Genomic DNA, 11,848 nt, shown 5'->3' with positions numbered 1-11,848 from the left:
TCAGGCGATTGCGAAGTGTGGGTTTCGAAACTGGAAAATGCAGCGGGAGAGGCCTCAAAGCCTCAGGCCCGCCTCCTTCATCAGGGGCAGAATGCGCTCGGCGAAATAATCGAGGTCTTCGCGGAAATCGTAGAAATTCAGCTGAACCCCATCGATCCCTGCCTTTTTCAGACCGACAAGCTGCTCGACCACCTGCTCCGGCGAGCCGATGATTTCGATATTGCCGCCAAGATTGCGCCCCTGCTTGTGGCGCGCATCGCCGCGGCCGCGCCAGGCATGGGCGTCGCTGTCGTAATTATTGGTGGCGAAGGCGCGGGTGCCAGGCTGCGGTTTTCCAGCCTCGATGGCATCCGCATAGGCGATCGCCTCCTTCTCCGTATCGCGGCTGACGATGATCGGGTTGATGATCGTCTTTACCTGCCGGCCATAGGCCCTTGCGCGGTTTTTAATGTTTGCGACATGATCGGGAAGCGTTTCCAGCGCGCTGTCTATATGCGCGCCGCCGGGCGAGGTGACGAAAACCAGATCGGAATGCCGGGCGGCGAAATCGATGCCGGCGGGCGAACCTGTCGCCGTCACCAGCGGCGGACGTCCGAAAGCAGGCTTCGGCGTGATCCAGCCATTGTTGATCGCCCAGGGATTGAGCTTGCCTTCATAGGAAAAATTCTCAGTCTCGCCCCACAGGCGATGGAGCACATCGAACAATTCGCCGGCCATGTCGTAACGCTTGTCGTGGTCGATACGCTGCCAGCCGAACATTTCATGCTCGATGGCGCGGTGGCCGGTGACGATGTTGATGCCCCAGCGTCCCTTGGCGATATGATCCAGCGTCGCACCATATTTGGCGAGATGCAGCGGATGCAGAGGCCCATAAAGCACATGGATGGTGGAGATCAGCAGAATGCTCTTCGTGACGGCCGCCATGGCGCCAAGCGCGATGAAACTGTCGAGCGAGGATTCGCCGTCATAACCGCCCTTCGGCAGCCATTGCGTGCGGCTGAAGGCGATCTCGAAACCAAGCTCTTCCGCGCGCTTCACCAGTTCGACATTGTAATCGAAGGTCCAGCTGCTACTCGTCGGCAGGCTGGAGAAATTGATGTCCTGAAGATTGAGGAACAGGCCCAGCATCAACGGCTGTTTCACCGCCCGGCTGAGCGGGCTGTCTTCGAAATCGGTCGGGCTTCTCAGATCGAGACCTTTCAGCTCGGAGCCTTCAGGCAGCGGAACAGTCAACGCCATGTCTTTTCTCCCTCGGAATGATCCTGCGGGGTTGCCAGCCGGACACGCAGATAGTCCTCCACGCTGCGGGGCAAACGGCCGGTAATCTGCTGGACGGTATTGTTGACCGACGCCGCGAGACCTTTGCGGATGAGTTGGCCGAATTCGCCGACCGCCTTCTGTTCAAACGCGCTGATATGCGGCGGAAAGGCCGGGGCGGCATTGTCCGAAATTCCAACGGGCCGATGCTGGATGCGCGCCGCGATGCGGGCGATTTCCAGCGCCGACAAGGCTTCGCCACCGGTCAGCACCAGGACGCCGGAAACAGGCGCGCTTGTGGTGAGCGCATGAACCGCGACATCGGCAATATCGTCCGCATCGATGAAGGAGACAGCCGCATTGCCAAAGCGGGCGGGCACATCCTCCCCCTTGCGCAGTGCGGCGACAACGGGTTCCAGTGCAACCTGCATCCAGGCATTCGGCCGCAGCACCGTATACGCGACACCGCTTGCGGCCAGATGCGCTTCCACCTCGGCATGCGCCGCTCCCGAAATGGAATGTACGGCATTCTCAATGGTCCAGTCGGAGCCGGATATTTTCACGATCCGCGATGCACCGGCGGAGATGGCGGCATCGATGACCGCCTTCTGGTCCGCCGCCAGCATTTCACCGATGGGGGAAAGCAGAAAGACGGTCTCGATACCGCGCAAGGCCTCCTTCAGGCTGGCCGGATCGGAAAAATTACCCTCCGCAATCTCGACCCTGTCGCCCCAGAGCTTGAGCGCATCCTCGCGCCTGCGGGTCAGCACCCGAACCTTCACCGCTTTCTGCAAGAGACGGCTGACGACACGTCTGCCGAGCTTGCCGGTTGCGCCCGTTACAAGAATGGTGGCTGTCATGACGCCCTCACTTTCCCGCACTGCGTTGCGCAGCATCTTGCTGTGAATAAAGGGCGCGTGGATCGGCCCAATCCTGCACATCGAAATCCGCCGGAATGAATTTCCATTCCAGCAAGAAGTCCTTGAAATGGCTGAGTGCATCCAGCTCGGCCGGATCGAGATCGAGCCTCAGATTGCGGTACACATCCGGGCCATTCGCAGCCAGAACCGCCTCCTCGCTGACGCCGATCTCGCGGGCGATGAAACGCACGGCTTCCGCCGGATTGTCATGCGTCCACTGGGCAACCCGCTGTACGGTGGCCACCAGTTCCGCTACCAGATCGGGCCGCTCATCGGCAAAGGTGGCGTCCACCGTCAAGGGGCGCGGCGTGCCGTTGTTGATGCGAATTTTCGGATCAGGGTGAAATCCCGTCGACACCACGACCTGCGCACCGATCAGATTAGCGACCGTGACGCCTTCCGCCCCCTTGACGAAAAATGCATCGATCTGGCCACGGTGCAGCGCTGCAATCTCCTCGCCATAAGGAAACCGCCGGCGCAGACCATGGAACCTGTCGTCAGGGGGATCGAGCAACACCGGCTCTTTCGCCGTGAGATCGACAAGCTCGATATCCGCGACCGCAAGGCCCGAGATCGTCAGCGCCGACACGATGCCCTTCAAGGATGTCGCACGCTGGAAATCGATGGTTTCATTCGGCCGTTTCGGCAGGCCGATGCGCCGCCCCTTCAGGTCACTGCCCTTGCTTATTCCGCTTGCTGGCAAAGCGATGACGGCCTGAAACTCATCGGTTCTCGTCAGCCCCACCAGCCGTGTTTTCCGGCCGCCTGATTTCGCCCAGATCGGCGGAATATTGCCGCCCTGACGGAAGGACCAGTCCAGACGGTGATCGAAATGGCTCTGGCGAATGGCCGGATCGGCAGCATCGCGAATGGAGGAAACAGAGATGCCATGGGCGCCGAAACTGTCCTCGATCCAGCCCAGTTGCGCCGCGATGGAAAGCGGCGTGGGCGCCGGGCAGCGTGTGTACCACACGGTTACGGGTTGGGTTATCTGGCGAAGGGCGGCATCAGCCATGGCGTTCGTCCTCGAAATTGCGATCTGGACGGCACGCTACACGCTATAAAATATTTTCTATAGATAAAGTGTACTATTTCAGGCGCGATTGGGGAAATTCGTTTCCATCTTATCCGCGATACACCGGAGTGGCGGAATATCCTTTCGATAATGGCAAGATTCTGGGTCGCATCCCTACCCAGATTCCGCCGTTATCTCCTTTCAACCGTAGTTTGGGTGCTGCCACGGATAAAAGTTTTTCTTCTCCGCGCAGCAAGGATTTTTAACTCGCGACCGGACCCCCGGCTGTTACCCTTCCCGCAATTGCGCCGGTCAATACAGGCCGGCAATCCAACAGACCTGAAAGAAACGTGGCAGCATGAGCAAGACCAAACGCCGGCTTAATCTCAATGTCGGCATCAACACCACCGGATACCTCGCCAATGCCTGGAAATACCGGAGCGGAGACCGGCACGACATCAACGACATAGGCTATTATCGCCGGCTGACGGAACTGGCGCATAAGGGCCGGTTCGACGCGGTTTTCCTTTCCGACCACCCGGCACTGCTGACCGACCCCGCAAGCCGCCCGTTTCACACCATCGATCCGCTCATTCTCTCGACATCGCTCGCCGCACAGGTGCCGGATATCGGTTTTGTGGCGACGGTGTCCTCCACCTATAATTCGCCCTATAATTTCGCCAGACGGACCCAATCCATCGACCTCGTCACCGGCGGCCGGCTGATCGTCAACATCGTCTCTTCCTTTAATCCCAATGTCGCCGCCAATTTCGGCAACGATCCGCTGCCGCCGCGCAGCGAGAGATATGCCAAGGCCACCGAATTTCTCGATGTGGCGAAAAAACTCTGGTCAAGCTGGGATCCGCGCCGCGAAGGCCAGGTGCCGGAAGAGCGTTTCTGGGATGCGGCGACCGCCGAAACCATCGATCACGAGGGGCAATATTTCCATGTCAAAGGCCCGCTCAACGTTCCGCGTGGGCCGCAGGGGCATCCCGTCATCGCGCAGGCCGGCGCCTCCGAAGGCGGCATCGATCTGGCGGCACGCCATGGCGAGATTATCTATTGCAACATCCTGTCACGCCCGGCGGGCCAGGCCTTTGGCAAGAAGGTCCGCGACCGAGCCATCTCCCTCGGCCGCGATCCCTCCGGCGTCCGCATCGTTCCGGGCCTCGTTGTCATTCTCGGCGAGACCCGCGAGGAAGCATTGCGTAAACACGAACTGTATAGCGGAACAGGCTCCGAAGACGGTCTGCTGGCGCGCTTCGCCAGGGAAAACGGCATCGATCCCCGCGATTTCAATCCCGATGTGAAACTCGATGCGGAACGTTTCGTCCCGGACCAGAACCGGCAATGGGCGGTGGGCATGGGGCTTGGCCTTTCCGACCTGCTGACCCACGAAAAGCTCACCGCCCGCGAGGCCGTGCGCCGCTCGGAAGGACATCACCGGCTGCTGCTCGGCACGCCGGAAGAGGTGGCGGATGGCATTATCGACCTCTGGCAGGATGGCACGGTGGATGGTTACACCCTGCAGCCGCCGCGAGCACCCGACGACATTGCTGAATTCGTCGAAAAGGTCGTGCCGGTGCTTCAGGATCGGGGTGTTTACCCGCGCCAATATGAAGGCGCGACGATCCGCGACCGCTATGGCCTGCCTTATCCAGATTGAATAGCAGCGGTGGCGCTATCGCAAATGTCGATCTCCCGCCCCTCCCGCATGAGGCGGGAATGGCGGGAACGGAACATATTATTGGCCCGTCGCCACTTTCAAAACCGGCTGCCCGCCTGAGAGCTGCGGCAGGACGGAGGCGAAATCCGTGACGATCTGGCGATAATCTTCCGGCTGGAATTCATAGGGCAGTTCGAGGCGGAATTCCGAGACGTGCGGCAGAACGGGATCGCGCGACAGTCTCTCCAGAATTTCGTCCGTCGTTCCAACGATATCGGGCAGGAAAAGCGTGCGGCGCGCGCCATGCGGCGTGGTCGTGCGCTTGTCACGCTCGGCGGCGAATTCCTTGTAACGGCGGCGGGTCGCGGGGCTCGCGCTATCGGTCGGCAGGATCACGCGGCCAAGAGCGACACGCGGCTGGCGCTCATGCGCCCATTCCTGCCGGAAGCGGCTGACCAGCGCCGCCTGCGCGGTCAGAAAATCATCGGTATTTTCGCCGCTGACGATATTGCCCGTCAGAAGATTGAAGCCTGCCTTCCCCGCCCAAAGCGCGGAATTCTGCGATCCACCGCCATACCATAGCCGGTCCGTCAGCCCCCTGGCGACTGGACGCAGGCGCGGCACCTGCGCGCCGGCCGCATTACCCGCTTCCGTCTCGCTGGATAGCGGTTCCGACCGCAGGGCCCTTGCCAGCTTTTCGGCGCGGGCATGGCTGTAGTCCGCATCGGGAACCGTATCGACATAATCCGAAATAAGATGGGCGAAGGGTGGCGCGCCCACCGAAACCCCGACATTCAACCGCCCGCGCGACAGGACATCCACGGTGGCCAGATCTTCCGCCAGCCTGAAGGGATTTTCATAACCAAGCTGAATGACGGCGGTGCCGAGGCCGATCCGTTTCGTGCGCTGCGATGCCGCCGCGAGGAAAGTGGCCGCCGATGATACGCCCCGTTCAAGATGGCGCTGGCGAACCCAGGCGCTTTGATAACCCAGCGCCTCTCCGGCTTCGAAAAGCTGCAGGGTTTCTTCCAGCCCCCGTGCCGGATCGTCGTCCTGATAATTGCCGGGAACCAGAAATGCGAAGTGGGAGATATGGGAAAGAGGCATGGCTGTACATCCGGAAATGACTGTTGAAGCTCAGCAGCGCAGATGCAGCCATCCCTGTCCCGGACAGCCGTTCAATGCTGCGCATTTCCACGCAGAATGCATGATGACAGGCACGGCTGGCACGGCATGTTCGTTTATAGTCCCGGCCTTTGTTGAAAGATCATTGCGCGATTCAATAGTCTACTAAAATTATGGATTACATCCCATTCGGCATAGGTCGCGCTCATGCCTCCCGTCAGATTTTCTTTCGCCAAGGCGCAAAATTTCCCTCAGGAGCCGGTCTCACCGATGAACTGTGCAACACCGTGCGCAAATGGCCTTGATTTTTGGCACCAACATGTAATACAGATTATCATACATGTTGACAAATAACGCATACATGTATGACATTGCAGCAATCGCAAACGCTGCCATACCTGCATGAGGGAGGAATTATGATCATCACCGACGTCGAGGTCCGTGTTTTCCGCACGACGACCCGTCGGCACTCGGACAGTGCCGGTCACGCGCATCCGGGTCCGGCGCATCAGGTGGAACAGGCCATGCTGACCATCCGCACCGAGGACGGTCAGGAAGGCCACTCCTTCACCGCGCCGGAGATCGTTCGTCCGCATGTCATCGAAAAATTCGTCAAGAAAGTCCTGATCGGTGAAGACCATCGCGACCGCGAACGGCTATGGCAGGACCTTGCTCACTGGCAACGCGGTTCGGCCGCGCAGCTGACCGACCGCACATTGGCGGTCGTGGATTGCGCACTGTGGGATCTTGTCGGCCGCTCGCTCAATCAACCTGTATACAAGTTGATCGGCGGCTATCGCGACAAGGTGCTCGCCTATGGCTCCATCATGTGCGGCGACGAGCTGGAAGGCGGGCTTGCGACACCTGAGGACTACGGCCGCTTTGCCGAAACGCTGGTGAAGCGTGGCTACAAGGGCATCAAGCTGCACACATGGATGCCGCCCGTCAGCTGGGCACCGGATGTGAAGATGGATCTCAAGGCCTGCGCAGCCGTGCGCGAGGCGGTCGGCCCCGATATTCGCCTGATGATCGACGCCTTCCACTGGTATTCCCGCACCGATGCGCTGGCGCTTGGGCATGGTCTCGAAAAACTCGGCTTCGACTGGATCGAAGAGCCGATGGATGAGCAGTCGCTGTCTTCCTACAAATGGCTTTCCGACAATCTCGATATTCCGGTCGTCGGCCCCGAAAGTGCGGCAGGCAAGCATTGGCACCGGGCCGAATGGATCAAATCCGGCGCCTGCGATATTCTGCGCACCGGCGTCAATGATGTCGGCGGCATCACCCCGGCGCTGAAGACCATGCATCTGGCTGAAGCCTTCGGCATGGAATGCGAGGTGCATGGCAACACGGCCATGAACCTTCATGTTGTCGCCGCCACCAAGAATTGCCGCTGGTATGAGCGCGGCCTGTTGCACCCCTTCCTCGAATATGATGACGGCCACGATTATCTGAAGTCGCTGTCCGACCCGATGGACCGCGACGGCTTCGTACATGTCCCTGACCGGCCGGGCCTTGGCGAGGACATCGATTTTACCTTCATCGACAATAACCGGGTGAGGTAAGGGGCGATGAAAACGGTGCTCGCCTTCGGAGACAGCCTCACCTGGGGCGCGGACCCGGCAACGGGTCTGAGGCACCCCGCCGAATACCGCTGGCCGGAGGTTCTGGAGGCCGCGCTTGCCGGAAAGGCAAAGGTTCACCCCGAGGGGCTTGGCGGGCGCACCACCTGCTACGATGACCATGCCGGCCCGGCCTGCCGCAATGGCGCGCGGGCGCTTGAAGTCGCGCTGTCCTGCCACATGCCACTCGATCTCGCCATCGTCATGCTCGGCACCAACGATATCAAACCGGTGCATGGCGGGCGTGCGGAAGCCGCTGTTTCCGGCATGCGGCGGCTGGCGCAGATCGTCGAGACCTTCATTTACAAACCGCGTGAGGCCGTTCCGAAACTGCTGATCGTCTCCCCGCCGCCCTGCGTCGCGGGCCCCGGCGGAGAGCCCGCGGGTGGGCGGGATATCGGGCAATCGCTCAGGCTTGCGCCGCTTTACCGCAAACTCGCCGCCGAACTTGGACATGCCTTTTTCGATGCCGGGTCGGTTGCCAGCGCCTCACCGGTGGATGGCGTGCATCTGGACGCGCCGGCAACGGCGGCAATCGGCCGGGCGCTAGCAGCTCCGGTCAGAGAGATTCTTGGCTGATCCTGCGACGCCCGAGGAGGAACCGGGCGTGTGGATCAAAACGTGGAAAGGCCGTATGAACCGGCCGTATTGGGAGGAAAGATGAAACATTTTCTTGCAACCGCAGCACTTGGCGCCCTGCTGATCGGCGCCATGCCGCTCAGCGCCTTTGCCGAAACGCCGAAGGACCAGCTCATCGTCGCCACGACCATGAGCAATATCCTCACCCTCGATCCCGCCGCCATTACCGGCCGCGAGACCGTGCAGGTGCTGAACAATGTCTATGACACGCTGGTCGTGCTTTCCCCGAAAGATCGCAGCGTTCAGCCTCGCATTGCCGAACGCTGGGAGATTGCCGAAGACCGGAAATCCATTCGTTTCCATCTGCGCGCCGATGCCAAATTCGCTTCCGGCAATGCCGTGACGGCAAAGGACGTGGCGTGGAGCCTAAAGCGGCTGCTTGCCCGCAACCTGGCGCAATCCTCCTTCCTGAAAACCCGCGGCTTCAAGCTGGAAGAGGCCGACAAGCTCTTCGTTGCCGAAAACGACCAGACCTTCGTGCTGAATATCCCGAAGCCCGACGATCCCAACCTTCTGCTGATGATCCTTGCGCAGAACGGCCCCGGCTCGATCATCGACAGCAAGACGGCGCTTGAGAACGAGAAGGACGGCGATCTGGGCGGCGCATGGCTGACGCTGAATTCCGCCGGCTCCGGCCCCTTCAAGCTGACGCAGTGGAAATCCAACGAATATATCATCCTCACCCGCAACGACGATTATTGGGGTGAGAAGGCCAAGATGAAGCGCATCCTGATGCGCCATCTGCCGGAATCGCAATCGCAGCGGCTGATGCTGGAAAAAGGCGATATCGACGTTGCCTATTCCCTTCAGGCCCCGGACCTGAAATCGCTCGAGGCCGACAAGGCCGTCACCATCGAATCCACACCCGGTTCCGGTTTTTATTACCTCAGCGTTTCGATGAAGGATGAGCGCTTCGCCAACAAGAAGGTGCGCGAGGCCCTGCGTTACCTGATCGACTACGACGGTCTCGACAAGGCGGTCATGCCCTATTACGGCAAGCTGCATCAGCGCTCCCTCAGCACCGGCGTCATGGGCGCACTGCCGGATCAGGGCTACAAGCTCGACATCGAAAAAGCCAAGGCGCTTCTGGCAGAAGCCGGTTATCCGAACGGTTTCAAGACCACGCTGCGCGTGCTTTCGGAGGACCCTTTCATGAAGGCGGCAACGGCGATCCAGAACACGCTTGCCCAGGCCGGCATTCAGGCTGAGCTAATCAGCGGTTCCGGCGACCAGATTTATGGCGCGATGCGCGAGCGCAACTTCGAACTGCTGCTCGGCCGCGGCGGCGGCGGCCAGCAGCCGCACCCGGACAACAACCTGCGCTCCATCGCCTATAATCCCAACAATGCCGATGATGCCAAGCTCACCAATTACCAGAGCTGGCGCACCAGCTTCTTCGATGAGAAGCTGAACAAGATGATCGAGGCGGCGCTGGTCGAGCGCGACGTGGCGAAACAGACGAAGCTTTATGAGGAGTTGCAGGGTTATATGGACGAGATCGTCATGTCCATTCAGCCCTTCTCCGAAGTCATCGACACCGCCGCCTTCCGCAGTGACGTCAAGGGCATGATCGTCAGCCCCTGGCTTTCGCGGTTTGAAGAGGTGAGCAAGGAGCGGTAATTCGCCGACACAGCGGTTACTCAGGAAAAGGCGCGGCTAACACCGCGCCTTTTTGCTGCCGACAAGGCCTTACAAAGCCGAAATATTCCGCAAAGTGAGGCATCCGCACTCCGTCACCCCGGACTAGATCCGGGGTCGAGCGCGATCAAGTCCTTGATCGCGTAAGACTCCTCTCACGGCGCAGACGCGCCGTGGCTGGATGCCGGATCTAGTCCGGCATGACGGAAGGCGGGTCTCGCACTATGTCAGTAGCCTATGCGTAATTGGCGGCCCGCCATCCCCGCCGTAGCCATTCCAAAAAAATGCCCGGCAGGGAGGCCGGGCAAGGAAGGAGGATGTTATTATCCGTGACGCCCCGGAGGAGGATGGTCACGGTCTTGGAGCCCTCACGCGCCCTCATATTCCAGCGAGGCGCCGATCAGTTCGCGCGCATAGGGATGCGTCGCGCCATTGCCGGCGATAGCCTCGCGCGGCAGGATTTCGGTGATTTCGCCACGCAGCATCACCGCAAAGCGGTCGCACATGTGATCGACGACGGCGAGATCGTGGGTCACCATGATATAGGTGAAGCCACGCTCTTCCCGCAGGCGCTGGAGGAGGTTGAGGATTTCCGCCTGCACCGAGACATCGAGCGCAGACGTCGGCTCGTCTAGCAGCAGCAGCGACGGTTCGAGGATGAGCGCCCGGGCAATCGCCACGCGCTGCCGCTGACCGCCGGAAAGCTGATGCGGGAAGCGGTCGAGAAAAGAGATGGGCAGTCCGACATCCGTGATGACCTTGCGCATCCGCTCTTCCCGGTCGCCGAGCTTATGGATCGCAAGCGATTCCGAAAGCACGGTGCGCACGGACTGGCGCGGATGCAGCGATCCGTAGGGGTCCTGAAACACCATTTGCAGCATGCGGCACCGCTCGATCAGCGGCATATCGCGCACCGACCTGCCATCGATGAGGATATCGCCGGTCCAGAAATCGTTGAGCATGGAGACGCAGCGAAGCACGGTGGATTTGCCCGATCCGCTTTCGCCGACCAGCCCGAAGCACTCACCCGGATCGACGCGGAAGGATACGGAAGGCAGCACTTTCAGCGCCGTATGGCCGCTGCCGAAGGTGATGGAGAGATCGCGGGTTTCAACGGAAACGGCCATTATACGTTCTCCTCCAGCCATTCGGGGCGGCGATCCAGCACCGCAAGCGGCGCACGCGAGCCGCCGATACGCGGCTGCGCCGCCAGCAGGCCGCGCGTATAGGGGTGCTGCGCCTGATCGAGATCGCGTGCGGCGAGCGTTTCCACCACCCGGCCGGAATACATGATGAGCACCCGGTCGCAGAAATTGCGCACGAGATTGAGGTCGTGGCTGATCATGATGAGGCCGATGCCGCGATCGCGCACGAGACCGTCGAGAATATTCAGCACCTGCAGCCGCACCGTCACATCGAGCGCCGAGGTCGGCTCATCGGCGATGACGAGATCGGGATCGGCAAGCAGCATCATGGCGATCATGACACGCTGGCCCATGCCGCCGGAAATCTCATGCGGATATTGTTCGTAAACACGGGCGGCATCGCGGATTTTCACCGCATCGAGCATGGCCAGCGCCTTTTCCCGGGCCTCGGCTTTCGAAGCCTTGAAGTGGCGCAGATAAGTCTCCGTCACCTGGTCGCCGACCCGGCGGATGGGGTTGAGGGAGAATTTCGGATCCTGAAGGATCATCGACATGCGCCGGCCGCGAACCTTCAACATCTCCTTCTCATCAAGCGAGAGAAGATCGAGACCATCGAAATCCAGCCTGTCGGCGGTGATCGTCGCCGACGGCAGGAGGCGCAGCAGGGCGCGACCGACGGTGGATTTGCCCGAGCCGCTTTCACCGACGATGCCGAGCCGTTCCCGGCCAAGGGTGAAGGAGATGCCGCGCACCGCCTCAGTCGGCGAGCCGCCATAACGGATACGGAGATTTTCGACGTCGAGGATTGGTTTTTCCATGGC

10 protein-coding genes are annotated in these 11,848 nt (G+C 60.6%); 4 read left to right on the top strand and 6 right to left on the bottom strand.

The annotated features are described in order from the left end of the window. Window positions 1–54 precede the first annotated feature (54 nt). The 3 genes from PIB16_RS12605 to PIB16_RS12595 are packed head-to-tail and all read right to left on the bottom strand — an operon-like array spanning window position 55 to window position 3,192. A complete protein-coding gene (locus tag PIB16_RS12605; RefSeq protein ID WP_271045662.1) occupies window positions 55–1,239 on the bottom strand; it encodes an LLM class flavin-dependent oxidoreductase in 1,185 nt (394 codons plus the stop codon). Then, window positions 1,230–2,117 carry an NmrA family NAD(P)-binding protein gene (locus tag PIB16_RS12600; RefSeq protein ID WP_271045661.1) on the bottom strand — a complete coding sequence of 296 codons (888 nt, stop codon included), beginning with the start codon at window positions 2,115–2,117 and terminating at the stop codon, window positions 1,230–1,232. Before PIB16_RS12600 ends, PIB16_RS12605 begins: the two co-directional genes overlap by 10 nt. Window positions 2,118–2,124: 7 nt before the next feature. Continuing rightward, a complete protein-coding gene (locus tag PIB16_RS12595) occupies window positions 2,125–3,192 on the bottom strand; it encodes an ABC transporter substrate-binding protein (protein WP_271045660.1) in 1,068 nt (355 codons plus the stop codon). Between the two features lie 358 nt (window positions 3,193–3,550). Between PIB16_RS12595 and PIB16_RS12590 the strand changes: the two genes are divergently transcribed. Continuing rightward, window positions 3,551–4,858 carry an NtaA/DmoA family FMN-dependent monooxygenase gene (locus tag PIB16_RS12590; RefSeq protein WP_065657154.1) on the top strand — a complete coding sequence of 436 codons (1,308 nt, stop codon included), beginning with the start codon at window positions 3,551–3,553 and terminating at the stop codon, window positions 4,856–4,858. 78 nt (window positions 4,859–4,936) lie between these two features. Here the strand turns inward: PIB16_RS12590 and PIB16_RS12585 are convergent, their stop codons facing one another. Beyond that, window positions 4,937–5,965, bottom strand: a complete 1,029-nt coding sequence (locus tag PIB16_RS12585; protein ID WP_271045659.1) for an LLM class flavin-dependent oxidoreductase — start codon at window positions 5,963–5,965, stop codon at window positions 4,937–4,939. 434 nt (window positions 5,966–6,399) lie between these two features. On the opposite strand from PIB16_RS12585, the gene PIB16_RS12580 reads away from it, so the two are divergent. From PIB16_RS12580 to PIB16_RS12570, 3 genes are all read left to right on the top strand, one after another. Continuing rightward, a complete protein-coding gene (locus PIB16_RS12580; protein ID WP_271045658.1) occupies window positions 6,400–7,548 on the top strand; it encodes a mandelate racemase family protein in 1,149 nt (382 codons plus the stop codon). A 6-nt stretch (window positions 7,549–7,554) separates the two neighbouring features. Then, a complete protein-coding gene (locus PIB16_RS12575; protein WP_078053459.1) occupies window positions 7,555–8,184 on the top strand; it encodes an SGNH/GDSL hydrolase family protein in 630 nt (209 codons plus the stop codon). Between the two features lie 81 nt (window positions 8,185–8,265). After that, on the top strand, window positions 8,266–9,864 hold the full coding sequence (locus PIB16_RS12570) for an ABC transporter substrate-binding protein (protein WP_220318956.1): 1,599 nt from the start codon (window positions 8,266–8,268) through the stop codon (window positions 9,862–9,864). Window positions 9,865–10,250: 386 nt separating this feature from the next. Here the strand turns inward: PIB16_RS12570 and PIB16_RS12565 are convergent, their stop codons facing one another. Continuing rightward, entirely contained in the window at window positions 10,251–11,009 is a 759-nt protein-coding gene (locus PIB16_RS12565) for an ABC transporter ATP-binding protein (RefSeq protein ID WP_220318957.1), read from the bottom strand. Then, a complete protein-coding gene (locus PIB16_RS12560) occupies window positions 11,009–11,845 on the bottom strand; it encodes an ABC transporter ATP-binding protein (RefSeq protein ID WP_065657147.1) in 837 nt (278 codons plus the stop codon). The genes PIB16_RS12565 and PIB16_RS12560 overlap by 1 nt, the downstream gene beginning before the upstream one ends. Window positions 11,846–11,848: the final 3 nt, after the last annotated feature.

It is taken from the genome of Agrobacterium sp. ST15.13.015, from assembly GCF_027871645.1.
Lineage (GTDB): Bacteria > Pseudomonadota > Alphaproteobacteria > Rhizobiales > Rhizobiaceae > Agrobacterium > Agrobacterium leguminum.
The sequence above is the reverse complement of the archived record's forward strand: the minus strand, read 5'-3'. Positions and strand labels throughout refer to the sequence as shown.

What these genes read in the sequence shown, in the direction of transcription:
- PIB16_RS12560 (WP_065657147.1), bottom strand. Translation starts at nt 11,845, where the DNA reads ATGGAAAAACCAATCCTCGACGTCGAAAATCTCCGTATCCGTTATGGC.
- PIB16_RS12585 (WP_271045659.1), bottom strand. Translation starts at nt 5,965, where the DNA reads ATGCCTCTTTCCCATATCTCCCACTTCGCATTTCTGGTTCCCGGCAAT.
- PIB16_RS12580 (WP_271045658.1), top strand. Translation starts at nt 6,400, where the DNA reads ATGATCATCACCGACGTCGAGGTCCGTGTTTTCCGCACGACGACCCGT.
- PIB16_RS12565 (WP_220318957.1), bottom strand. Translation starts at nt 11,009, where the DNA reads ATGGCCGTTTCCGTTGAAACCCGCGATCTCTCCATCACCTTCGGCAGC.
- PIB16_RS12570 (WP_220318956.1), top strand. Translation starts at nt 8,266, where the DNA reads ATGAAACATTTTCTTGCAACCGCAGCACTTGGCGCCCTGCTGATCGGC.
- PIB16_RS12575 (WP_078053459.1), top strand. Translation starts at nt 7,555, where the DNA reads ATGAAAACGGTGCTCGCCTTCGGAGACAGCCTCACCTGGGGCGCGGAC.
- PIB16_RS12595 (WP_271045660.1), bottom strand. Translation starts at nt 3,192, where the DNA reads ATGGCTGATGCCGCCCTTCGCCAGATAACCCAACCCGTAACCGTGTGG.
- PIB16_RS12590 (WP_065657154.1), top strand. Translation starts at nt 3,551, where the DNA reads ATGAGCAAGACCAAACGCCGGCTTAATCTCAATGTCGGCATCAACACC.
- PIB16_RS12600 (WP_271045661.1), bottom strand. Translation starts at nt 2,117, where the DNA reads ATGACAGCCACCATTCTTGTAACGGGCGCAACCGGCAAGCTCGGCAGA.
- PIB16_RS12605 (WP_271045662.1), bottom strand. Translation starts at nt 1,239, where the DNA reads ATGGCGTTGACTGTTCCGCTGCCTGAAGGCTCCGAGCTGAAAGGTCTC.